This is a genomic window from Nonomuraea roseoviolacea subsp. carminata (genome assembly GCF_024172185.1).
GTDB lineage: Bacteria > Actinomycetota > Actinomycetes > Streptosporangiales > Streptosporangiaceae > Nonomuraea > Nonomuraea roseoviolacea.
The window spans coordinates 202,292-225,280 of record NZ_JAMZEC010000001.1 but is presented as its reverse complement, the minus strand read 5'-3'; the positions used below and the strand labels follow the sequence as shown (position 1 = coordinate 225,280).

22 protein-coding genes are annotated in these 22,989 nt (G+C 73.4%); 14 read left to right on the top strand and 8 right to left on the bottom strand.

The genetic code is table 11. The features are described from left to right. Positions 1-38: 38 nt before the first annotated feature. Positions 39-986 (bottom strand): aromatase/cyclase, encoded by a 948-nt coding sequence (locus HD595_RS46545; RefSeq protein ID WP_253765052.1) that lies wholly within the window; start codon positions 984-986, stop codon positions 39-41. A gap of 31 nt (positions 987-1,017) precedes the next feature. Beyond that, positions 1,018-1,800, bottom strand: a complete 783-nt coding sequence (locus HD595_RS00990; protein WP_253765051.1) for an SDR family NAD(P)-dependent oxidoreductase — start codon at positions 1,798-1,800, stop codon at positions 1,018-1,020. A gap of 148 nt (positions 1,801-1,948) precedes the next feature. On the opposite strand from HD595_RS00990, the gene HD595_RS00985 reads away from it, so the two are divergent. The 5 genes from HD595_RS00985 to HD595_RS00965 all read left to right on the top strand — a co-directional run bounded on the left by HD595_RS00985 (position 1,949) and on the right by HD595_RS00965 (position 7,094). Further along, a complete protein-coding gene (locus tag HD595_RS00985) occupies positions 1,949-2,284 on the top strand; it encodes an antibiotic biosynthesis monooxygenase family protein (RefSeq protein ID WP_253765050.1) in 336 nt (111 codons plus the stop codon). Beyond that, positions 2,281-3,540, top strand: coding sequence for a beta-ketoacyl-[acyl-carrier-protein] synthase family protein (locus tag HD595_RS00980; protein WP_253765049.1), 1,260 nt, complete (start codon positions 2,281-2,283; stop codon positions 3,538-3,540). The genes HD595_RS00985 and HD595_RS00980 overlap by 4 nt, the downstream gene beginning before the upstream one ends. Before the next feature lie 4 nt (positions 3,541-3,544). Further along, entirely contained in the window at positions 3,545-4,753 is a 1,209-nt protein-coding gene (locus HD595_RS00975; protein WP_253765048.1) for a ketosynthase chain-length factor, read from the top strand. After that, positions 4,750-5,910: a ketoacyl-ACP synthase III family protein gene (locus tag HD595_RS00970; protein ID WP_253765047.1), complete on the top strand. Its 1,161-nt coding sequence runs from the start codon at positions 4,750-4,752 to the stop codon at positions 5,908-5,910. The genes HD595_RS00975 and HD595_RS00970 overlap by 4 nt, the downstream gene beginning before the upstream one ends. A 68-nt stretch (positions 5,911-5,978) precedes the next feature. Next, positions 5,979-7,094 carry an acyltransferase domain-containing protein gene (locus tag HD595_RS00965; RefSeq protein ID WP_253765046.1) on the top strand — a complete coding sequence of 372 codons (1,116 nt, stop codon included), beginning with the start codon at positions 5,979-5,981 and terminating at the stop codon, positions 7,092-7,094. Here HD595_RS00965 and HD595_RS00960 read toward each other — a convergent pair. After that, positions 7,020-7,883: a class I SAM-dependent methyltransferase gene (locus tag HD595_RS00960; RefSeq protein WP_253765045.1), complete on the bottom strand. Its 864-nt coding sequence runs from the start codon at positions 7,881-7,883 to the stop codon at positions 7,020-7,022. The two genes, HD595_RS00965 and HD595_RS00960, sit on opposite strands and share 75 nt — an antisense overlap. Positions 7,884-8,028: 145 nt before the next feature. On the opposite strand from HD595_RS00960, the gene HD595_RS00955 reads away from it, so the two are divergent. The 6 genes from HD595_RS00955 to HD595_RS00930 are packed head-to-tail and all read left to right on the top strand — an operon-like array spanning position 8,029 to position 13,659. Next, positions 8,029-8,466, top strand: a complete 438-nt coding sequence (locus HD595_RS00955) for an ester cyclase (RefSeq protein WP_253765044.1) — start codon at positions 8,029-8,031, stop codon at positions 8,464-8,466. Then, the gene (locus HD595_RS00950; protein WP_253765043.1) at positions 8,466-9,515 is read left to right on the top strand and encodes a methyltransferase; all 1,050 of its coding nucleotides are present in this window, start codon (positions 8,466-8,468) and stop codon (positions 9,513-9,515) included. The genes HD595_RS00955 and HD595_RS00950 overlap by 1 nt, the downstream gene beginning before the upstream one ends. Next, complete coding sequence (locus tag HD595_RS00945; RefSeq protein ID WP_253765042.1) at positions 9,512-10,429, top strand: alpha/beta fold hydrolase; 918 nt, start codon at positions 9,512-9,514, stop codon at positions 10,427-10,429. Before HD595_RS00950 ends, HD595_RS00945 begins: the two co-directional genes overlap by 4 nt. Before the next feature lie 11 nt (positions 10,430-10,440). Further along, entirely contained in the window at positions 10,441-11,769 is a 1,329-nt protein-coding gene (locus HD595_RS00940) for a cytochrome P450 family protein (protein ID WP_253765041.1), read from the top strand. A 46-nt stretch (positions 11,770-11,815) separates the two neighbouring features. Then, entirely contained in the window at positions 11,816-13,120 is a 1,305-nt protein-coding gene (locus HD595_RS00935; RefSeq protein ID WP_253765040.1) for an activator-dependent family glycosyltransferase, read from the top strand. Further along, positions 13,117-13,659: a flavin reductase family protein gene (locus tag HD595_RS00930; RefSeq protein WP_253765039.1), complete on the top strand. Its 543-nt coding sequence runs from the start codon at positions 13,117-13,119 to the stop codon at positions 13,657-13,659. The genes HD595_RS00935 and HD595_RS00930 overlap by 4 nt, the downstream gene beginning before the upstream one ends. 157 nt (positions 13,660-13,816) lie before the next feature. Here the strand turns inward: HD595_RS00930 and HD595_RS00925 are convergent, their stop codons facing one another. The 4 genes from HD595_RS00925 to HD595_RS00910 form a co-directional block, all read right to left on the bottom strand. Beyond that, entirely contained in the window at positions 13,817-14,476 is a 660-nt protein-coding gene (locus tag HD595_RS00925; RefSeq protein WP_253765038.1) for a response regulator transcription factor, read from the bottom strand. Further along, a complete protein-coding gene (locus HD595_RS00920; protein ID WP_253765037.1) occupies positions 14,473-15,939 on the bottom strand; it encodes an acyl-CoA carboxylase subunit beta in 1,467 nt (488 codons plus the stop codon). The genes HD595_RS00925 and HD595_RS00920 overlap by 4 nt, the downstream gene beginning before the upstream one ends. Before the next feature lie 234 nt (positions 15,940-16,173). Further along, a complete protein-coding gene (locus tag HD595_RS00915) occupies positions 16,174-17,007 on the bottom strand; it encodes an ABC transporter permease (protein WP_253765036.1) in 834 nt (277 codons plus the stop codon). Beyond that, positions 17,004-17,993, bottom strand: a complete 990-nt coding sequence (locus HD595_RS00910; RefSeq protein ID WP_253765035.1) for an ATP-binding cassette domain-containing protein — start codon at positions 17,991-17,993, stop codon at positions 17,004-17,006. Before HD595_RS00910 ends, HD595_RS00915 begins: the two co-directional genes overlap by 4 nt. 174 nt (positions 17,994-18,167) lie before the next feature. Between HD595_RS00910 and rdmE the strand changes: the two genes are divergently transcribed. Continuing rightward, on the top strand, positions 18,168-19,790 hold the full coding sequence (gene rdmE / locus HD595_RS00905; protein WP_253765034.1) for an aklavinone 12-hydroxylase RdmE: 1,623 nt from the start codon (positions 18,168-18,170) through the stop codon (positions 19,788-19,790). Positions 19,791-19,803: 13 nt separating this feature from the next. Here the strand turns inward: rdmE and HD595_RS00900 are convergent, their stop codons facing one another. Next, the gene (locus tag HD595_RS00900; RefSeq protein ID WP_253765033.1) at positions 19,804-20,790 is read right to left on the bottom strand and encodes a helix-turn-helix transcriptional regulator; all 987 of its coding nucleotides are present in this window, start codon (positions 20,788-20,790) and stop codon (positions 19,804-19,806) included. Positions 20,791-20,964: 174 nt separating this feature from the next. On the opposite strand from HD595_RS00900, the gene HD595_RS00895 reads away from it, so the two are divergent. Next, positions 20,965-22,032 carry a glucose-1-phosphate thymidylyltransferase gene (locus HD595_RS00895; protein WP_253765032.1) on the top strand — a complete coding sequence of 356 codons (1,068 nt, stop codon included), beginning with the start codon at positions 20,965-20,967 and terminating at the stop codon, positions 22,030-22,032. Next, on the top strand, positions 22,029-22,967 hold the full coding sequence (rfbB, locus tag HD595_RS00890) for a dTDP-glucose 4,6-dehydratase (protein ID WP_253765031.1): 939 nt from the start codon (positions 22,029-22,031) through the stop codon (positions 22,965-22,967). The genes HD595_RS00895 and rfbB overlap by 4 nt, the downstream gene beginning before the upstream one ends. Positions 22,968-22,989 lie beyond the last annotated feature (22 nt).

Genomic DNA, 22,989 nt, shown 5'->3' with positions numbered 1-22,989 from the left:
CCCCGGGAAGGGGACGCGACCCGCTTCGCGCGCCGCTTTCAGACGCGCGCCGAGCGGCGGCCCTCGGCGTACTCCTTGGCCGCCTTCAGCGTCGTCATGCTGTTGCGGCTCAGCGCCTCGCGCGCGAACGCGTGCGCGTCGGCCATCGTGGCGCCCTCGCCCAGCACGCTCGCGATCGCCTCCGGGGCGATCGCCACCGTGTGCTGGGAGGTGACCGCGGCGCCGCCGCCCTCCGGCCGCACCGTCCAGCGGCCCGTGTGCACCGACAGCAGCTTCGGCGTCCGGAGCTGCTTGTAGACGATCAGGTGCTCGGGGAAGCAGACCCGCACCGAGGCCGTGGTGTGCGTCGAGCCGTCGGCCGTGCGGGTGTCCATCTCCATGAGCTGCACGTCGGGCGTCTCCGACTCCACCACGATCCGGGCCACGTGCGGCAGCCGCTCCGGCCACAGGTCGGCGCGGAAGAGGAAGTCGTAGACGTCGGCCGCCGCGCCGTCCACCCGTACCGTGTCCTCGAACGTCGCGAGCCGGCTCACCTCGCCGGAGTCCTCGACGGCGGCCCGCAGCGACGCCAGCTCGGCCTCGCTGTTGCGGTCGACGGCCTTGGCGATGAAGTCCACGCCGTCCTCGTCCACCGCGCTGAAGTCGTGCGTCAGCCGGACCCGGGTGGTGGCGGCGTCGACCGGCTCGACGATCCACTCGCCGCCCATGGCGGCCACGGGATGCGCGGGCACCTCCTGCCGGAAGCGGATGCGCAGCCGCTCCGGGTCCAGCTCGCGCCGCGAGGTCCACGTCTTCGGCCTGCCGTTGGCGGTCGCCCAGATGCGGAGGCGCTCCTCCCGGCCGTTGTCCTCGATCCGCTCGACGTGGACGGACGGCGGGAAGACCGCCGGCCACGCGGTCGCGTCGGCGAGGACCGCGTAGACGGCCCGCGGGTCCGCCGACAGGGTGATCTGGTGCTCGGTCTCGTGCGTCGGTGAGGTCGCCACGGGCGCTCCTATCACTCAGAGGGGACCGCTTCTAGAAGGTGCCGAGCCCGCCGCAGACGTTGATCGCCTGCGCGGTGACGGAGGCCGCCGTGTCCGAGACGAGGTAGCTCACCATCCCGGCGACCTCCTCCGGCGTGGAGTAGCGGCCCAGCGGGATCTTGTCCTGGAACTTGGCCAGCACCTCGTCCTCGGTGACGCCCCAGAAGGCCGCGTAACGCTGGCGCACGCCCTGCGCCATCGGCGTCTCGACGTAGCCCGGGCAGACGGCGTTGACCGTGATGCCGGTCTTGGCCAGCTCCAGGGCCAGCGCCTTGGTCAGGCCGACGACCCCGTGCTTGGAGGCGGAGTACGGCGCGCCGAGCACGACGCCCTGCTTGCCGGCGGTCGAGGCGATGTTGATGATCCGGCCTCGCCCGCGCTCCAGCATCCCGCCCGTCGTCAGCACCGCCTTGATCATCCGGAACGGCGCGGTGAGGTTGGTGTCCAGGATGTCCTGCCACAGCTCGTCGGGGATCTCCGCGGTGACGCCCCCGCCGCCGCGGCCGGCGTTGTTGACCAGCACGTCGATCGGTCCGTACCGGTCGACGGCGGCCCGGACCAGCTCCTGGACCTCGGTGGCGTCGCGGACGTCGCACACCCGCCCGTCGGCCTCGGCCCCCGACTCGCGCAGCCCCTTGACGGTCAGCTCGACGGCGTCCTGCGTGCGCGCGCACAGGAAGACGCGCATCCCGGCGCCTCCCAGGGACCGCGCCACGGCCAGCCCGATGCCGCTGGTGCCACCGGTGACCAGGGCGACCCGGCCTTCCTCGGACATGGGGTTCTCCTTTCGGTCGGCGCAAGGGTCACACCGGCGGCTCGAATGGCGCTAGACGACCTGAGTTCGAGCGGACCGCGAGAACCGTGCCGCAGCGTCGTGCTGAGAGCTGTCGAGCGACTCGGCGGCCTACGACCGAGGAGTACGGATGCCGCACACGGAGTTCGGGGGAGCCGTCACGTTCGTGAACCGGTTCCTCCTGCACGGCCCGGCCGAGGAGTTCGAGCGCGTCTTCGCCGCCACCTCGGAGTTCATGGGATCCAGGCCCGGCTTCCTGTGGCACATGCTGCTGCGTCCGCTGGAGACCGGCCAGGATCGCCACTACGTCAACGTCGCCGCCTGGGAGGACGAGGCCGCCTTCCGCGCCGCCGTCCAGCACCCGGACTTCGCCCCGCACGCCGGCGCGCTGCGGGCGCTCAGCACCAGCGAGCCCACGCTGTACGAGACGCGGCAGACGCGGGCCGCGGAGACGGGACGGCCATGAGCAGGCGGGTGGTCATCACCGGGCTCGGCGTGATCGCCCCCGGCGGCATCGGGGTCAAGCCCTTCTGGGACCTGCTGATGTCCGGCGCCACCGCCACGCGCAGGATCACCGCGTTCGACCCCGCGCCGTTCCGCTCCCAGATGGCCGCCGAGGCCGACTTCGACCCGGACCAGGCCGGCCTGCCGGACGGCGCCGCCGAGCGGCTGGACCGGGCGGCCCAGTTCGCGCTGGCCGCCTGCGGCGAGGCCATGGCCGACAGCGGCCTGCGGGTCGAGGAGTCCGCCGCCCACCGGACCGGCGTGGCCATCGGCAGCGCCGTCGGCTGCACGCAGAAGCTGGAGTCGGAGTACGTGGCCATCAGCGGCCGGGGCGCCACCTGGGAGGTGGACCACACCCTGGCCTCGCCGTACCTGTACGACTACTTCGTGCCCAGCTCGATGGCCGCCGAGGTGGCCTGGGCGGTCGGCGCGCAGGGCCCGGTGTCGATGGTGTCGGCCGGGTGCACCTCGGGCATCGACGCCATCGGCTACGCCTGCGAGCTGATCCGCGAGGGCAGCGCCGACGTCATGGTCACGGGCGGCACCGACGCGCCGATCGCGCCCATCACCGTGGCCTGCTTCGACGCCATCAAGGCCACCTCCAGCTACAACGACACGCCGGGCAGCGCCTCGCGGCCCTTCGACCGCACCCGCAACGGGTTCGTGCTCGGCGAGGGGGCGGCCGTGCTCGTGCTGGAGGAGGCCGAGGCGGCCCGCCGGCGCGGGGCACGGGTGTACGCCGAGATCACCGGCTACGCCTCGCGCGGCAACGCCTACCACATGACCGGCCTGCGCTCCGACGGCGCCGAGATGGCCGCGGCGATCACCGCGGCGCTGGACGAGGCGCGCTGCGACCCGTCCGAGATCGGCTACGTCAACGCGCACGGCACCGCCACCAAGCAGAACGACCGGCACGAGACCGCGGCGATCAAGACCGCGCTCGGGGAGCACGCCCGCCGGGTGCCCATCAGCTCGATCAAGTCGATGATCGGCCACTCGCTGGGCGCCATCGGCTCCATCGAGGTGGCGGCGGCCGCCCTCGCGGTGACGAGGAGCGCGATCCCGCCCACGGCCAACCTGCACGAGCCCGACCCGGAGCTGGACCTGGACTACGTGCCGCTGGTCGCGCGCGAGCAGCGCGTGGACGTCGTGCTGACCGTGGGCAGCGGCTTCGGCGGCTTCCAGAGCGCCATGCTGCTGCGCCGTTTCGAAGGGTGATCGCATGCTTGACACGGACGTCGTGGTCACGGGGGTCGGCGTCGTCGCCCCCGTCGGCCTGACCCCCGAGGAGTACTGGGCGGCGCTGCTGAGCGGGCGCAGCGGCATCAGGCCGCTGCGCCGCTTCGACCCCGCCCGGCTGCCCTCGCCGCTGGCCGGCGAGGTGGAGGGCTTCGAGCCCCGCGACCATCTGCCGGCCCGGATCCTGCCGCAGACCGACCTCATGACGCAGTACGCGCTCTACGCCGCGGACCGGGCCATCGCCGAGTCCGGGTTCGAGCCGGCCTCGCCGCTGGACGTGGGCGTGATCACCGCCAGCGCCTCGGGCGGCTTCGACTTCGGCCAGCGGGAGCTGCAGCACCTGTGGCACGACGGGCCCGACCACGTCAGCGCGTTCATGTCGTTCGCGTGGTTCTACGCGGTCAACACCGGCCAGATCTCCATCCGGCACGACCTGCGGGGACCGGTCGGGGTCATGGTGACCGAGCAGGCCGGCGGGCTCGACGCCATCGCGCACGCCCGGCGCAAGGTCGCGCGCGGGACGCCGATGATGGTGACCGGCGGGATGGACTCGTCGCTGTGCCCGTACGGGATGGCCGCGCTGACGCGCTGGGGGCGGCTCAGCACGGCCGGCGACCCCGCCGCCGCGTACCTGCCCTTCGACCGCCGGGCCGGCGGGCACGTGCCGGGCGAGGGCGGCGCCATCCTGACCCTGGAGCAGGGCGGGGCGGCCCGCGCGCGGGGCGCCCGGGTGTACGGGCGGATCGCCGGCTACGGGGCGAGCTTCGACCCGCCGCCCGGCTCCGGACGGCCGCCCGCGCTGATCCGGGCCGTCGAGGCGGCGCTGGCCGACGCCGGGATCGCCCCCGCGGACGTGGCCCTGGTGATCGCCGACGCCGCCGCCGACCCCGGTCTCGACGCCGAGGAGGCGCGGACGCTCGCGGCCGTCTTCGGGCCGCGCGGGGTGCCGGTGACGGCCCCGAAGACGCTGACCGGCCGGCTGTACTCGGGGGCCGCGCCGCTCGACGTCGTGACGGCGCTGCTGGCGCTGCGCGAGGGCGTGGCCCCGGCGACGGCGAACGTCCGCGACGTGGACCCGGAGCTGCCCGTGGACCTCGTGCTCGGTGACCCGCGGCCCATCACGGGGGACGCGGCGCTGGTGGTGGCGCGCGGCGCGGGCGGCTTCAACAGCGCGATGGTCGTGCGCCGGTGACCGGCGAGGAGAGCGCGCCGGGCGCGCACCAGGCGCGGGAGACCGGCGTGCCCGCCGAGCGGCATGACGGCCGGGCGGCGGCCGGCGGGCCGGGCACGCGGCATGGCGGCCGGGCGGCGGCGGCCGGCGGGCCGTACATCGCGGGGTGCGCGGCCTGGTTGCCGCCGGCCGTGCCGACGGAGCGGGCGCTGGAGGCGGGCGAGTGCGACCCGCCGCTCGCCGCGGCCACCGGCATGCTCGCGGTCGCCGTCGCCGACAAGGAGAGCGGCCCGGAGATGGCCGCCCGCGCGGCCCGGACGGCGCTCGCCCGTGCCGGCGCCGGCCCCGCGGACATCGACCTGGTCCTGCACGCCAGCCTCTACTTCCAGGGCCACCACCTGTGGGCGCCCGCCTCGTACGTGCAGCGGGCCGCCGTGGGCAACACCTGCCCGGCCATGGAGGTCCGGCAGGTCTCCAACGGCGGGATGGCCGCGCTCGAACTGGCCGCCGCCTACCTGGACGCCTCCCCGGCCCGTACGGGCGCGCTGGTCACGACGGGCGACCGGATGAACCCGCCCGGGTTCGACCGGTGGCGCAGCGACCCGGGCACCGTCTACGCCGACGGCGGCACGGCGCTCGTGCTGTCGCGCACGACCGGCTTCGCCCGGATCCGCAGCCTCGTGACGGTCTCCGACCCGGAGCTGGAGGGCATGCACCGGGGCGGCGAAGCGTTCGGCGCGCCGTCGCTGGAGGAACTGCCCACGGTGGACCTCGACCTGCACAAGCGCTCCTACGTGCGCGAGGTGGGGCGGGCGGCGACGGCCGCCAAGGTGAGCGCCGGGCAGGAGGCCGCGCTGACCGGGGCGCTGGTGGAGGCGGGCGTCGCCCTGGAGGACGTCAAGGGCTTCGCGCTGCCGCACATGGGCCTGCGCCGGCTCCGGGCCGGCTTCTTCGCCCCGTACGGGATCGACCCGGAGCGCACCACCTGGCCGTGGAGCCGGCACGTCGGCCACCTGGGCGCCGGCGACCCGATCGCCGGGTTCGACCACCTCGTCACCACCGGCGCGGTCGGGCCGGGAGATCTGTGCCTGCTCGCCAGCGTGGGCGCGGGCTTCTCGTGGTCGTGCGCGGTCGTGGAGGTGCTGAGCCGCCCGGCGTGGGCGGGGGAGAAGGGCTGAACCGCCCGGCGCAGGCGGTCGTGAAGGGACCGAGCCGCCCGAGCGTGGGCGGGGGAGAGAGGCGAGACGTGACCGTCACCATGGTGATGTTCCCGGGCCAGGGATCGCAGCACCCGCGGATGGCATGGGGGCTGTACGGCAGCGAGCCGCGCTTCACCGCCGCCTTCGACGAGGTGCTGGCGGCCTTCGACGACGGCGACGCGATGCGCCGCGACTGGCTCAGCGACGACCCGCGGGTCCCGCTCGACCACGTCACCCGGTCGCAGCCGCTGCTGTTCGCGCTGGACTACGCGCTCGGCCGCACGCTGATGGACCACGGGGTGCGGCCGTGGGTCATGCTCGGCCACAGTATCGGCGAGATGGCCGCCTCGGTGCTGGGCGGCGTGTTCACCCTGCGCGACGGCGCGCGCCTGGTGCAGGAGCGGATCCGGCTGCTGGCCGAGGCGCCTCCGGGCGGCATGCTCGCGGTCTCGGCCTCCGCCGCCTCGCTGGAGGGGGCGCTGACCGACGAGGTCGTGGTCGCCGCGGTCAACGCGCCCCGGCAGACGATCCTGGCCGGGCCGTCCCGCCCGCTCGCCGAGGTGGAGGAGCGGCTGCGGCGCGACGGGTTCGTCTGCGCCCCCGTGCCCGCGATGACCGCCTTCCACAGCCCCATGCTGGCGGGCGTCGCCTCCGCCGCCGTCGACGGCTTCGCCGCCACTCCCGTACGCGCGCCGCGCATCCCGCTGCGCTCCTGCTACACGGCCGCGCCGCTGACCCGGAAGACGGCCGCCGACCCGGACTACTGGGCCGGCCACCCGGTGCGGCCGGTGCTGTTCTGGCCCGCGCTGGACGCGATCCTGTCCGCCCGCGACGACGTCGTCTGCGTCGAGGCCGGGCCCGGGCAGGGGCTGAGCACCATCGCCCGGCGGCACCGCGCGGTGCGCGCCGGCCGGGGCGAGGTGGTGGCGCTGCTGCCCGCGCGGCCCGGCGGCCCCGAGGCGGACCGCGCCGCCTTCGACGCGGCCCTGGAACGGCTGTCCGCGCTGTCCGTCCTGTCCGCTCTGCCGGCGACCGTCCCGGCCCCGGCCCCGGGTGGCCCGGCGTCGGCCGGGCCGGCCCCGGACGGTTCAGCCGCGGGCGACGCGGGCGGTGACGAAGCGGACCGGGACCTCGATGACCACCGGCCCGCTGCCGCCCCGTAGCCGGTCGAGCCCCTCGATCAGCCGCTCGCGCAGGTCGTCGCGCTGCGGCGCGGGCAGGTTCTGCCACAGCAGCCGCATCCCCTGGGTGTGCGACCACTCCACCCACCGCTCGGGGGACTCGGCGGTCATCCGGACCGGCTCGTCCAGCACCCGCACCTCGCGGTAGCCGGCCCGCTCCAGCGTCGCCGTCAGGTCGGCGGCGTCCTCCAGCCAGCTGTTGAAACGCCGCACCAGCGCCTCCGGCCGCCATTCCGCTGGCAGGTGCTCCAGCAGCGACGACGGAATGAGCGGGGTGAACTCCGGCGGCAGGAACGGAAAAGTCCCGGCCCGGAAAACCGGACTCGTAAATGCGATCCGACCGCCGTCGGCGAGGAATTCCGTATACCGGGAAAGCGCCCCCGGGGCGTCGGGGAGAAAAATGATGCTGTAACCGCCGAGCAGCACGTCGAAAGCGCCCGCCGGCAGCTCCGGATTTTCCGCGTCCATCACCCGCGCCTCGACCTGGGAAAGGCCCCGGGCGGCGATCTCCTTCCCGACCTCCTCCACCATGGCCGGGGCCAGGTCGATGCCCAGCGCGTGCCCTCGCGGCCCCACCAGCTCCGCCGCCGGAAAGAGGCTGGCGCCCCGGCCGCAGCCGACGTCCAACACCCTCTCACCTGCGGCGGGAGCCGCCAGCTCCACAAGCCGCCGCCCCATCGGGGTGAAGAACTCCACCCCCATCCGGTCGTAGCGCGCGGCGGAGTCGTCGAAGACCCCCGCGACCTGTCGCTTGTACGCCGAGCTGTCCACAAGCCCTCCCTTCTGCGCAATCACCAGTATTCGAGCGCCTCTGGAGAACCGGTCGAGAACGGGTGCACCGCCGCCTTTCCCGCTTGTCCCGCGCGCGTACCGGAGCGAACAATCGACGCGGAGACACACCCATTCAGGGAGCGCCATGAGCAAGCAGATCGAAATCGTCCGCCGCATGGTGGCGGCGTACAACAGCGGCGAAACCGGAGACGTCGCGGAGTTCATTCATCCGGAATATCTGAACCCCGGCGCGCTGGAACACGATCCCGACGGGCGCGGCCCCGAGGCGTTCGCGGGCGCGGTCAAGTGGCTGAAGTACGCCTTCTCCGAGGACGCCCACCTGGAGGAGATCGGCTACGAGGAGAACGGCGAGTGGGTGCGCGCCCGCCTCGTGCTCTACGGCCGCCACGTCGGCAACCTCGTCGGGATGCCGCCCACCGGCCGCAGGTTCTCCGGTGAGCAGATCCACCTGATCCGGATCGTGGACGGCAAGATCCGCGACCACCGCGACTGGCCCGACTACCTCGGCACCTACCGGCAGCTCGACATGCCGTGGCCCGCGGACGGCGGCTGGCGTCCCTGATGGCCGAGTCACGCGACGACGACCCGCTGTGGGGCCTGATCCGGCTCGGCAGCCTGCACACCCCGATGGCGGTGCGCGTGGCGGCCACCCTCCGCCTGGTCGACCACATCAAGGACGGCGCGACCGGCCCCCGCGAGCTGGCCGAGCGCACCGGGACGAACCCGGACGCGCTGGCCCGGCTGATCCGCCACCTCGTCGCGGTCGGCGTGCTGGCCGAGCCGGAGCGCGGCCGCCTGGCGCCGACCGCGATGGGTGAGGTGCTCGCCGACGACCACCCCGCCGCCCAGCGCGCCTGGCACGACCTCGGCGAGATCGTGGCCCGGGCCGACGTCGGCTTCACCCGGCTGCTGGACGCGGTGCGCACCGGCCGGCCGACCTACGCCGACGTCTACGGCCGGCCCTTCTACGACGACCTGGCCGCCGAGCCGCGCCTGCGCGAGTCGTTCGAGTCGCTGATGGCCTGCGACCAGCACGTGGCCTACGACGCGCCGACCGCCGCCTACGACTGGAGCGGCGTGCGCCACGTGTGCGACGTCGGCGGCGGCACCGGCGGCTTCGTCGCGGCCGTCGCGCGGGCCGCGCCGCACGTGACCGCCACGATCGTGGAGCTGCCGGGCACCGCGCAGGTGGCCCGCGAGCACCTGGCGGCCGAGGGCCTCGCCGAGCGCTGCGACGTGGTCGAGGGTGACTTCTTCGCGCCGCTGCCGTGCAAGGCCGACGTCATGCTGCTGTCGTTCGTGCTGCTCAACTGGCCGGACGAGGACGCCGCGCGGATCCTCGCCCGCTGCGCCGACTCCCTCGAACCCGGCGGCAGGATCCTCGTCTACGAGCGCGACGACCTGGCCGAGAACGCCGGCAACGAGCGGTTCACCGAGCTGGACCTGCGCATGCTGGTCTTCCTCGGCGGGCGGCTGCGCACCCGCGACGAGTGGGCGGGGCTGGCCGCCCGCGCCGGGCTGGCCGTGGAGTCGGTGCGCCGCCTGCCCAACCCGACGATCCCCTTCGACCTGTCCCTGATCGTGCTCGCCCCGGCCGAGGAGGTCTCGTGACGACCCGTGTCATCGCCAACGGCGAGGTGTCCCTCTGGAGCGAGGACTTCGGCGACCCCGGCGCCCCGCCGCTGCTGCTGATCGCCGGCGGCAACCTGTCGGCCAAGTCGTGGCCCGACGCGTTCGTGGCGCTGCTCGCCGAGAAGGGCCACCACGTCATCCGCTACGACCACCGCGACACCGGCCGCTCGACCGCCATCGACTTCGCGACCTTCCAGGCGCGGCCGTACGGCTTCGACGAGCTGGTCTCCGACGCGCTGGCCGTGCTCGACGGCTGGGAGGTCCCGGCCGCGCACGTCGTCGGCATGTCGCTCGGCCACACCATCGGCCAGCTCCTCGCCATCGACCACCCCGACCGGCTGCTGAGCCTCACCCTCATGCTCGGCGGGGCGCTCGACGTCGACTTCGACGCCAACATCGAACGCGCCACGAGCGGCGCGCCCTCCGCCGACGGGCTGCCGCTGCCCACCCGCCGCTTCCTGGACGTCATCACGCTGATGTCGGAGCCGGTGGACGGGCCGGAGGCCGAGCTGGAGCGGCGGGTGGAGAAGTGGCGGCTGCTCAACGGCGCGGACCTGCCGTTCGACGCCGACGAGTTCCGCCGCGCCGAGCTGCGCGCCGTCGCGCACGCGGGCTCCTTCCAGGAGCCGATCAACCACCACATGATCCCCCAGCCGCCGGTCTCGCGGGGCGCGGAGCTGGCCGGGGTACGCGTGCCCACGCTGGCGATCCAGGCGATGCGCGACCCCGCCGCGCCGCCGCCGCACGCCCGGCACGTCGCCGACCTCATCCCCGGGGCGCGGGTCGTGGAGCTGGCCGAGATGGGGCACGCGCTCGCCTCGGCCGTCCACGAGCCGCTGGCCGCCGCCATCAGCTCGCACACCCTCCGCACGCCCCACCGCGTCACCACCTGAGGAGCACCACGATGCCGACCACGCCGCAGACCCTGCCGCCCACAGCGCCGACGACCACGGTGACCCCCAGCGAGCTCGGCCGTCACCTGCTCACGATCCGCGGCTTCCACTTCGTCCTGGGCGCGCTCGGCGACCCGTACGCCCGGCTGCTGCGGGGCGAGGGCGACGACACCGCGGCGCTCGGCGCGGAGATCAGGCGCGCGGGGCCCCTGTTCCGCAGCCACCTCGGCACGTGCGTGACGGCGAGCGGGGAGGCGGCCGCCGCGCTGCTGCGCGACCCGCGCCTCGACACCCGCCACCCGGGCGGCGACCGCGCGCACCTCGGCGAGAACCTGTGGGAGACCTGGCGCACCTGCCACGTCACGCCCATGGACGACGCCCTGCTGACGCTGCCGCTGGCCGACTACCGGCGGCTCGACCGGGTCAACCGGCCCGTGCTGGGCCCGGTGACGGCCGGGGCGTGGCGGGCGGACGTCCGGAGCGCGGCCGGGCGCGTCGCCGACCGCGCCGGGGAGACGTTCGACCTGGCCGCCGACCTGGTCAGGCCGGCGGTGGCCGCCGCCCTGTCGCGCGTCCTCGGCCTGTCCGGCCCCGGCCCGGACGAGGGCGGACGCGCGGCCGAGCGGGAGCTGGCGGAGCTGCTGCCGCGACTGGGCGTCGCCCTGGACGCCGTGCTGTGCCCGCCGCGCCTGCCCGTGGCCCGCGACCTGGAGGAGGCCGTGGCCCGCGCCCGCGTCCTCGTCCACGACCTCGTGACGGCCCGCGCCGCCGAGCCCGGCGACGACGCGGTCAGCGCCATGCTGGCCACCGGCCTCGGCGAGGCGGACGTGGCGGCGGCCTGCCTGCTCCACCTGGTGGCCGGGGCCGAGATCGCGGCCGCCACCGCCGCCGACGCCGTCGTGGCGCTGCTCGACCACCCCGGGCAGTGGGCGGTCGTGTGCCGCTCGCCCGAGCTGGCGGCGGACGCCGTCGAGGAGACCCTGCGCTGGTCGCCGCCGGTGCGGCTGGTCAGCAGGACCGCCCAGGAGCCGCTGGCCGCGTACGGCCAGGACATCGACGCCGACGCCCACGTCGTGATCGTCGTGGACGCCGCGAACCGCGACCTGGCCGGCGTCGCCGACCCGGACCGCTTCGACCTCGCCCACGCGGGCGCCCCGAGCCTCTCCCTGACCGGAGGCGGGCCCGAGGAGCTCGTCGCCCCGCTCGCCCGCGTGGTCGCCACCGAGATCGTCCGCGCCGCCGCCACCCGGTGGCCGGGCCTGCGCGCGGACGGAGCCGTCGTGCGCCGCATGCGCTCGCCCGTCGTGCGGGCCGTGGTCAGGCTTCCCCTGTGCCGTTAGGAGACCCGGGTCCTTCGCGGGACCCGGGGCGTGAGGAGATTCGACGATGCGCGTGCTGGTCACGTCTTTCGCCATGGACGCCCACTTCAACGGCATGGTGCCGCTGGCCTGGGCGTTACGCACCGCGGGGCACGAGGTTCGGGTGGCCAGCCAGCCCGCGCTGACCCCCAGCATCGCCCGGGCCGGGCTCACCGCCGTGCCCGTCGGCGACGACCACCAGGTGGAACAGGTGATGACCGCCGCCGCCCCCGGCGTCTTCGCCCTGCACCAGAACCCCGACTATCTGGAGGGCCGCCCCGAGCTGCTCGACCTGGACTTCCTGGAGTCGTCCACGACGATGCTCACGGCGATGTTCTACGCCCAGATCAACAACGACTCGATGGTCGACGAGATGGTGGCCTTCTCCCGCTGGTGGCGGCCCGACCTCGTGATCTGGGAGCCGTTCACCTTCGCCGGGGCCGTGGCCGCGCACGTCACCGGCGCCGCGCACGCCCGGCTGCTGTGGGGGCCCGACCTGTTCCTCCAGGTGTACCAGCGCTTCCAGCGGCTGCTCGCGCCGCAGCCGCCCGAGCTGCGCGACGACGCGGTGCGCGACTGGCTCACCTGGACGCTCGGCCGCCACGGCGCCGAGTTCAGCCCCGAGGTCGTCACCGGCCACTGGACCATCGACCAGATGCCGGCCAGCGTCCGCTTCGAGCTGGACCAGCCGCTGGTGCCGATGCGCTACATCCCGTACAACGGCCCGCTGCCCGCCGTCGTGCCCTCCTGGTCGCGGACCGACCCCGCGCGGCCCCGGGTGTGCGTCACCGGGGGCATGACCGAGCGCACGACCGGCTTCTCCGGCCTGGACGCCGTCGCCGACCTGCTGGAGGCGATCGCCGAGCTGGACGTCGAGGTGATCGCCACCGTCAAGGCCGGCGAGCGGATGAGGCCGCTGCCGGGCAACGTCCGCGTGGTCGACAGCGTGCCGCTGCACGTGGTGCTGCCGAGCTGCGACGCGGTCGTCCACCACGGCGGCGCGGGCACGTGGGCCAGCGCCGCGCTCTACGGCGTCCCGCAGCTCGCCCTCGCCTGGCAGTGGGACGACGTGTTCCGCGCGCTGCGCCTGGAGAAGCTCGGCGCCGGCATGTACCTGCCGCCCGGCCCCGCCCGCCAGGCGAGCGCGGTCCGCGACGGCCTGGCCCACCTGCTGGACGACTCGTCGTTCCGGGCCGGCGCGGCCAAGATCAGGGAGGAGATGCTCGACTGCCCCACCCCCAACGAGGTCGTGCCGGCGCTGGAGGACCTGACCGCGGCGCACCGCGGCGCGCCCTCGGGCATCCCCGCCGGTACGGCGGCCGCGCGCCGATGAGCCGCGCGTACCGCGACCGGGCGGTCGGCGAGGAGGAGTTCCGCCGCGCGCTGGCCGGCCACGCGGCGGGGGTGGTCGTCGTCACCGCCTCGGTCGGGGGAGCCCCCGTCGGGGTGACGGCCACCTCCTTCTCCTCGGTCAGCCTCCGGCCGCCGCTGGTGGCCTTCTACCTCGGCCGTACGTCCTCGACCTGGCCGTGGCTGCGCGAGGCCGACCGCTTCGCCGTCAACATCCTGGCCGGGGACCAGGGGGACATCGCGGCCCGCTTCGCTCGCACCCACGTCGACCGGTTCGCGCCGCCCACCCGGTGGAGCGCGGACGAGTACGGCACGCCGCTGCTGGAGGGCGTCACGGCCCACCTGAGCTGCTCCCCCTACCGCACCGCGGACATCGGCGACCACGTGCTGGTCGTCGGCCTGGTGACCGCCACACGCATCGACGAGCAGGGCCGCCCCCTGCTCTACCACCAGGGGCGCTTCGGGCGGTTCGTCCCGGAACACGAGCCGGTCCACGGGACGGCCCGCGGGGAACCGCACTGACCCGGGCGCGGCCCACGCGCCCGGGGGCTCGGGCCCGGCCCCCGCGCCCCGTATCCCCAGCAGCGCGGCTCGCGCGCCCGGCATCCCCCAGCGCGGCCCGCGTGCCCGGGGGATCGGGTGGGGCCGCCGCGCCCGGGGTCGGGCGCGGCCCGCGGGCTCAGTAGATCCAGCCGGACTTGCGGGCGATGCGGATCGCGTCGATGCGGTTGCGCGCCTTCAGCTTGCTCACCACGACCGTCAGGTAGTTGCGCACGGTCCCCGGCGACAGGAAGAGCGCGCTCGCGATCTCCCGGATCTCGTCCCCCTCCGCCGCGAGCTGGAGCACCTCCAGCTCGCGGTCGGTGAGCGGGCACCCGGTCGAGCCCCAGGCGACCAGCGCCAGGTCGGCGTCGAAGACCCGGTACCCCGCCGCCACCCGCCGGATGCCGTCGGCGAGCTGCTCGGGCGGCGAGGTCTTCAGCATGAGTCCCCCCACGCCGGCCGACAGCGCCTGGCGCACCGTGGCCGGCCGGGCGAGGCTGGTGAGCAGCAGGGTGTCGCAGCCGGGCAGCGTCTCCTTCAGCTCCACGGCCGCCGCGAACCGGTCCTTCCAGCACAGGTCGGCGTCGATGACCGCGACGTGGGGCGCGCCGGTCCGCGCGGTGGCCAGGATCTGCCTCCCGTCGGACACGGCGCCCACGACCTCGATGTCCGCCTCCTGCCGCAGCAGCGCCACCAGCGCGCCGCGCACCATGTCGAGGTCCTCGGCGATGACGACGCGGATCGTCCCGTTGCCCGGCTCGGTGGCCGACACCCGAGCGGAGAACGCCGCCTTCACTGGGGAAGGTTGTCGTGACGGAACCGGGGACGGACCGACCTGGCCAGCGTCCGCAGGGTCGCGGCCAGCACGGGCCGGGTCTGCTCCGGCTCGATGACCTCGTCCACCGACAGCCGCTCGGCCGGCAGGTGCGGCGCCATCACCTCGCGCTCGTAGCCCGCCACCAGGTCGGGGCGAACCCCCGGGTCATCGCGCAACTCCCGCCGGTAGACGATGTCGACCGCTCCTTCCGCACCCATGACTGCCATCTGCGCCCTCGGCCAGCAGAACACGGCGTCCGCCCCCAACGACTTGGAATTCATGACGATGTACGCGCCGCCGAACGCCTTGCGCAGCACCACGGTCAGCCGCGGCACGGTCGCCTCGGAGAACGCGTAAAGAAGTTTCGCACCCTTGCGTATCACTCCATTTGTTTCCTGTTTGGTTCCGGGAAGAAAACCCGGAGTGTCGACCAGGGTCACCAGAGGCAATCCGAACGCGTCGCACAGCCGGACGAAACGCGCCCCTTTCTCGGACGCGGAGATGTCCAGGACGCCCGCGAGCGCCAGCGGCTGATTGGCCACCACGCCGACCGGGCGGCCCTCGATCCGCGCGAAACCGACGACCAGGTTACGAGCGAAACGCGACTGAAGCTCAAGGAAACTGTCGGAGTCCACGATTCCCGCGATCACCTGCCGGACGTCGTAGGGGACGCGGGGGCTGTCCGGCAGCCGGGGCATCGTCCCCGGGGGCGCCGGGATGCCCATCGGGATCTCGTCCCAGCACGAGTCGGGCAGGTAGGACAGGACCCGCCGGGCCAGGTCCATGGCCTCCGCCGGGGTGGAGGCGACCAGGTGCGCGACCCCCGAGTGGCGGGTGTGGATCTCGCTGCCGCCGAGGTCGCTCGGGCTGACGTCCTCGAAGGTGACGGCCTTGACGACCTGGGGCCCGGTGAGGAACATGTGGGCGTTCTCGCGCAGCATGATGATGATGTCGGTGAGCGCGGGCGAGTAGACGGCGCCGCCGGCGCAGGCTCCCAGGATGAGGCTGAGCTGCGGCACCCGGCCGGAGAGCTGCACGTTGGCCCGGAAGATCGCGCCGTAGCCGTCGAGGGCCGCGAGCCCCTCCTGGATGCGGGCGCCGCCCGAGTCGAGCAGCCCGACCACCGGCATCCTGGCACGTCCGGCCTGCCGCAGCACCGCCACGATCTTGGCGGCGTGGATCTCGCCCAGCGAGCCGCCGAGCGCGGAGGGGTCCTGGGCGAACACCCCGATCGGACGGCCGTCGACCGTCGCGTGCCCGGTGACGACGCCGTCGCCGGCCGGGCGCTTGGCCTGCATGCCGAAGGCCGTGACCCTATGTCGGGCCTGGCTGCCGAATTCCACAAAGGAGTCGGGGTCGGTCAGCGTGTCGATGCGATGCCGGACGTCCGCGGGCCGGGCCCGCGACACCAAGGAGGATGAGGAAAGCGGAGGTCCAGTCATTGTCACTCCATTATTTCGAACATTCCTTCTTTCTTGCCCCACACGAAATGGAGATGATTAAAAATTGAATCGTCCCCAGCTTTCCATGATAGGCTAAATATGTGCCTCGTCGCCTGTCAAGCCCATCCGGTAAGGCTCAAGTGCTAGTATGTAAGTGATCGCTTACTTAACGTGTTCAGCGCCCCGTCGGGAATATCCGCGACGGGGCGCTGTAATGAAGGGCGTCCTGCCCGCTCAGCGGGTGTTCTTGTTCCGGTACAGGCGCACGGCGAGCGGCGCGAACACCACCGTGATGAGCGCCGAGGTGATCAGCGCCCACATCACGTCCCAGAACCCGGCCGTGCCGTGCATGAGGGTCCGCGACGCCGTGGCCGCGTGGCTCAGCGGGTTGACCTTCACCAGCACCTGCATCCAGGACGGCATGGTCTCGGGCCGCACGAAGATGTTGCTCATGAACAGCAGCGGATAGATCACGATCATGCTGGTGCCGGAGACCCGCTCCGGGACGCTGGCCACCACGCCGATCGCGGCGAAGATCCAGCTCACGCTGAACGCGAAGACGATCAGCACCGCCACGGCCGCGAGCACGCCGAGGATGCCGCCGCCCGGCCGGAAGCCCAGCGCGAGCCCCATGCCGATGGTCATGGTCAGCGCGATCAGGTAGCGCAGGACGTCGCCGACCAGGTTGCCGGCGATCGCCGCCGGCTGCCAGAACGGCAGCGTGCGGAAGCGGTCGAAGACGCCCTTGTTGATGTCGGTGTTGATCGCGGTGCCGGTGTAGACGGTCATGAGGATGACGCTCTGCACCGCGATGCCCGGCAGGAAGAACTGGAGGTACTGGTGGGGCGAGCCGGCGAAGGCCCCGCCGAACAGGTACGTGAACAGCAGCAGGAAGATCGCCGGCAGCAGGATGATGTCGATGAGCTGGGCGGGGAAGTGCTTGAAGGCCATGATCCCACGCCACAGGTGGGTGATCGTCGCCGACATCGGGCTCGCCTTCGGCGGCCGCTCGTGGGTGACCAGGATGGCCATCACCCGGTCGTCGACGCCCTCGATGGAGGAGGTCATGCCGCGTTCTCCTCTCCGGCTTCCCCGGCGGACTGGTCGTCGGCCTTGTGGCCGGTGAGCGTCAGGAACACCTCGTCCAGGCTCGGCCGGGTCACGGAGAACTCGGCCGGCTCGATCGAGGCGCGGGTCAGCGCGCCGAGCGCCTGGAGCACCCGCGAGTTGTCCTCCACGCGGGCGGACAGCTCGGCGGGGTCGCCCTCCAGGTGCACGGGGGCGCCCAGCTCCTGCGTGAGCAGCTCCTCGGCCTTGTCGCGCTGCCCGGGGTCGCGCAGCCGCACGTGCAGGGCGACCTGGCCGACCGACGCCTTGAGCTCGTCGGTGGTGCCCTCGGCGATGACCTTGCCCTGGTCGACCACCGCGATGCGGTCGGCCAGCTCGTCGGCCTCGTCGAGGTACTGGGTGGTGAGCAGGATCGTGGTGCCGCCGGCCAGCAGCGCCCGCACGATGTCCCACACCTGGTTGCGGCTGCGCGGGTCGAGGCCGGTGGTCGGCTCGTCCAGGAACAGCAGGTCGGGGCTCACGACGATGCTGGCCGCGATGTCCAGCCGCCGCCGCATGCCGCCGGAGTAGGTGCTGACCAGCCGCCCGGCCGCGTGGGTCAGGCCGAAGGCGTCCATCAGCTCCGCGGCCCGCTCCCTGGCCCTCGGCCAGGTGTAGCCCTGGAGCCTGCCCATGAGGACGAGGTTCTCCAGGCCGCTCAGCGCGTCGTCCACCGAGGCGTACTGCCCGGTCACGCTGATGCGCCGGCGCACCGCGTCGGACTCGCGCACCACGTCGTGGCCGAACACGGTCGCCTTGCCGCCGTCGGGCCGCAGCAGCGTGGCCAGCATGCGGATCAGCGTCGACTTGCCCGCGCCGTTCGGGCCGAGCACGCTGTACACGACCCCGGGCGGCACCTGCAGGTCGACGCCGTCGACGGCCGCGGTCTGCCCGAACAATTTCCGCAGGCCGGAAGTCTCTATCGCGAGTGTGGGTGGAGAGCTCATCGCAGGCTCCCGTCGCTCCCGCCGTTTTTCGTCATGCCCCGGACGATAACGAGCAGCGCGGTCACCTCCTGACCGCATTGGTCGTGGACCGCGAAATTGTCCAGCCGTTCTCAGTGATTACTTGATTCGCGCCTCCGACCATGAAATTCCGCACGAGTCAAGGAGGCGGCAGTGATGGAACCGGACGTTGACGTGGTGGTCGTCGGTGGGGCACTCGGCGGCCTGTCCTCGGCGATGTTCCTGGCCCGGAGGGGCGTGCGGGTGCTGCTCGTGGAACGGCACGGCAGCACGTCGATCTACCCCAAGGCGGCCGGCCAGAACCCGCGCACCATGGAGCTGCTGCGCATCGGCGGCGTCGCCGAGGAGGTCATGGCCGCCACCGACATCCGCGGCCGGCAGGGCGACTTCACCATCAAGGTGGCCGAGACCGTGGGCGGCAGGACGCTGCACACCTTCGCCGAGAGCTTCGAGGAGCTGGTCGGGGCCACCGAGGACTGCACGCCCATGCCCTGGGCCCTCGCCTCCCAGGACCGGGTCGAGCCCATCCTGCTGGCCCAGGCCGAGAAGCACGGCGCCGACATCCGCTTCGGCACCGAGATGACGGACTTCGCGCAGGACGACGACGGCGTCACGGTGCGGCTGCGCACGGTGGCCGACGGCGCCGAGACCACGGTCCGGGGCCGCTACCTCGTGGCCGCCGACGGCCCGCGCAGCGAGATCAGGGAACGGCTCGGCATCCCGCGCCACGGCCACGGCTCGCTGGCCCACTTCGTCGGCATCATCTTCGACGCCGACCTGTCCGCGGTGCTGCCCCCCGGCTCGACCGGCTGGTACTACCTGCAGAACCCCGCCTTCACCGGCACGTTCGGCCCGACCGACCGGCCCGACCGGCACACCTTCTACGTCCAGTACGACCCGGCGCGCGGCGAGACGCCCGAGGACTACCCGCCGGAGCGCTGCGAGGAGCTCATCCGCCTGGCCGTCGGCGCGCCGGACCTGCGCCCTGTGCTGCTCGACGTGCAGGCGTGGGAGATGGCCGCCTACATCGCCGACCGCTGGCGCGACGGCCGGATCCTGCTGGTCGGCGACGCGGCCAAGGTCACCCCGCCGACCGGCGGGATGGGCGGCAACACCGCCGTCGGCGACGGCTTCGACGTGGCGTGGAAGCTCGCCGCCGTCGTCAACGGCGAGGCGGGGGAGGGGCTGCTCGACAGCTACGGCCTCGAACGCGCGCAGGTCGCCCGGCTGGTGGTGGACGAGTCGCTGAGCATCTACGGCGAGCGGATGGCCCCGCACCTGGCCGACAGCCTGCCGCGGGCGCGCGGCACGGCCGAGGTGCTCATGGGCTTCCGCTACCGCTCCGGCGCGGTGGTGGCCGAGGACGACGACCCGGAGCCCGTCGAGAACCCGCTGCGCCCCACGGGCCGCCCCGGCTTCCGCGCGCCGCACGCCTGGGTGGAGCGGGACGGGGCCCGCGTGTCCACGATCGAGCTGTACGGCGAGGGCTGGACGCTGATCGCCGGGCCCGAGGGGACGGCGTGGGGCGAGGCCGCCGCCGCGGCCGCGCGCGACCTGGGCGTCCGCCTCGACGTCCACGTCCTGGGGGAGGACCTGCGCGACCCGGACGGCGAGCTGACCCGCCGCTACGGGCTCGGGCCCGCGGGCGCCACGCTGGTGCGGCCCGACGGGGTGGTCGCCTGGCGCTCGGCGGGCGCCGCGCCGGACCCCGGGGCCGCCTTCCGCGCCGCCCTGGCCACGGTGCTGTCCCGGGTGCCGGCGGAGGCCACCCATGGCTGACCTGGCCACCGGGTCACCAGGGGACCGGCGGCGCCGGCTCGGCGGGCGCGGCCACCGCGCGGCCGAGCCGCGCCGACAGTTCGAGGACGTACTCCTTCAGCTCGGGCGGCTCGTGCACCTCGAACTCGATGTCGAACATGCCGATGGTCAGCGCCAGCCACTGCAGCGAGTCGGCCGCGGTGCGCAGCATGCACGTCTTGTCGTCGACGACCGTGAGGATGCCGTCGCGGGGCCGGATGCGCTCGGCGACCACCGAGACGGGGGCGTGCAGGGTGACCAGCGCCCGGTAGCGGGCCAGCGACGAGGTGATGGACTCGGCCACGTAGGCGGCGATGTCGTCCGACGGCAGCTCGCGCGGCTTGAACCGCTCGGCCGTCGCGTACGGCGAGGACAGCCGGTCCACGCGGAACGTGCGCCAGTCCTCGCGCTTGAGGTCCCAGCACATCAGGTACCACTTGCGGGCGACGTTGACCAGCCGGTACGGCTCGACGTGCCGGTTGCTCTCGGCCCCCTCGCGCGTGCTGTAGGCGAAGCGCAGCCGCTCGCGGTCGCGGCACGCCTGGGCCAGCAGGGTGAGGACCTCGGGGTCGACGGTCGGGCCGTTCGCGATGAGCGGCACCGTGTAGTTCTGCAGCGCGTTGACCCGCCGGCGCAGATGGCCGGGCAGGACCTGCTCCAACTTGGCCAGGGCGCGCACGGAGGTCTCCTCGATGTCGGCCACCGTGCCCCCGGCCGCCGTGCGCAGGCTGATCGCGATCGCCACCGCCTCCTCGCCGTCGAGCAGCAGCGGCGGCAGGGCGGTGCCCGCCTCCAGCCGGTAGCCGCCGTGCGCCCCCGGAGTGGCGTGCACCGGGTATCCGAGCTCGCGCAGCCGGTCGATGTCCCTGCGCAGGGTGCGCGGGCTCACCTCCAGCCGCTCCGACAGCTCGGGACCCGACCAGTTCCGGCAGTTCTGCAGCAACGACAGCAAACGGAGCATGCGCAACGGCGTGTTGGCCATGCTCGCATCGTGTCATGTGAAGCGGCCAGATTGTGGCCGCATTACCACCGGGTCAAGGAGGCGGGGCATCGCGATGATGTCTGCACGAAGAAGTATGAATAACCCGCTTGACGGTAATCAACAGCAATCTGTAAAGGACGTCCGGACAACCCCCGCCGAGAAGGGACGAATCCCGTGAAGGGGCTCGTGCTGGCCGGGGGATCCGGCACCCGATTGCGCCCGATAACCCACACCTCCGCCAAACAACTCGTCCCCGTCGCCAACAAACCCGTCCTTTTCTACTGCCTGGAGGCCATCGCCGCCGCCGGTGTCTCGGAGATCGGCATCATCGTGGGCGAGACCCACGCCGAGATCGAGGCGGCCGTCGGCGACGGCTCGCGCTTCGGCGTCGAGGTGACCTACCTCCACCAGCACGCGCCGCTCGGCCTGGCCCACGCGGTGCTCGTCGCCCGCGACTACCTGGGCGACGACGACTTCGTCATGTACCTGGGCGACAACTTCCTGCTCGGCGGCATCGACGACCTCGTCGGGCGCTTCACCCGCGACCGGCCCTCGGCCCAGATCATGCTCACCCGGGTCAGCGACCCGCGCCAGTTCGGCGTGGCCGAGCTCGACGCCTCCGGCCGGGTGATCGGCCTGGAGGAGAAGCCGCGCGAGCCGAAGAGCGACCTCGCCCTGGTCGGCGTCTACCTGTTCACCCCGGACATCCACGAGGTCGTGGCCGACCTCAAGCCGTCGGCGCGCGGCGAGCTGGAGATCAGCGACGCCATCCAGCGGCTGATCGACGACGGCCGCCGGGTCGAGTCGCTGGTCGTCTCCGGCTACTGGAAGGACACCGGCAACGTCACCGACATGCTGGAGGTCAACCGCCTGGTGCTGGAGTCGCTGGAGGGCCGCACGGACGGGCGGGTGGACGAGGACAGCGAGATCATCGGCCGCGTCGTCGTCGAGGACGGCGCCGTGGTCGAGCGCTCCCGGGTGCTCGGCCCCGCGATCATCGGCGCGGGCTCGCTCGTGTCCGGCAGCTACGTCGGGCCGTTCACCTCGATCTCGCGCGACTGCGCGATCGTGGACAGCGAGATCGAGTACTCGATCGTGCTGCCGCGCTCGTCGATCACCGGCGTGTCGCGGGTCGAGGGCTCCCTGATCGGCCACGACGTGCAGGTCACCCCGGCCGCCGGCGCGCCCCGGGCCCACCGGCTGGTGCTCGGCGACCACAGCAGAGTCCGGATGAGCTCATGAGGTTCGCACGCGTCCTGGTCGCCGGCGGGGCCGGGTTCATCGGCTCGGCGTTCGCCCGCGCGCTGGCGGCCGACGGCGTCGAGGTGACGGTCCTCGACAAGCTCACCTACGCGGGCAACCGCGCCAACCTGGCGGGCGTGCCGCACGCGTTCGCGCACGGCGACATCTGCGACGCGCGGCTGCTGGCGGACGTCGTGCCGGGGCACGACCTGGTCGTCAACTTCGCCGCCGAGTCGCACGTGGACCGCTCGATCGCGGACGCGGGGGAGTTCGTCCGCACCAACGTGTTCGGCACGCAGGCGCTCCTGCAGGCGTGCCTGGACGCGCGGACGCCCCGCGTGGTGCAGGTCTCCACCGACGAGGTGTACGGCTCGATCGCGCACGGCTCGTGGGACGAGAGCGCCCCGCTGGCCCCCCGCTCGCCGTACGCGGCCTCCAAGGCGGGCGGCGACCTGATGGCCCGCGCCTACGCCGTCACCCACGGCCTCGACGTCTCGATCACCCGCTGCGGCAACAACTACGGCCCCCGCCAGTACCCGGAGAAGGTCATCCCGCTGTTCGTCACCCGGCTGCTGCGAGGTCAGAAGGTCCCCCTGTACGGCGACGGCGGCAACGTCCGCGACTGGATCCACGTGGACGACCACTGCGCGGCGATCCGGCTGGTGGCCGAGGCCGGCGAGCCCGGCGAGGTGTACCACGTCGCCGGCACGGCCGAGCTGACCAACCGCGAGCTGACCGAGCGGCTGCTGGCCGCCTGCGGTGCCGGCTGGGACATGGTCGAGTTCGTGGAGGACCGCAAGGGCCACGACCGGCGCTACTCCCTCGACGACTCCCGGCTGCGCGCGCTCGGCCACACACCCAAGATCGACTTCGACACGGGGCTGGCCGAGACCGTCCGCTGGTACGCCGCCAACCCCGGCTGGTGGCCCTCCTGACCCGACCGTCCCATCCATCCCC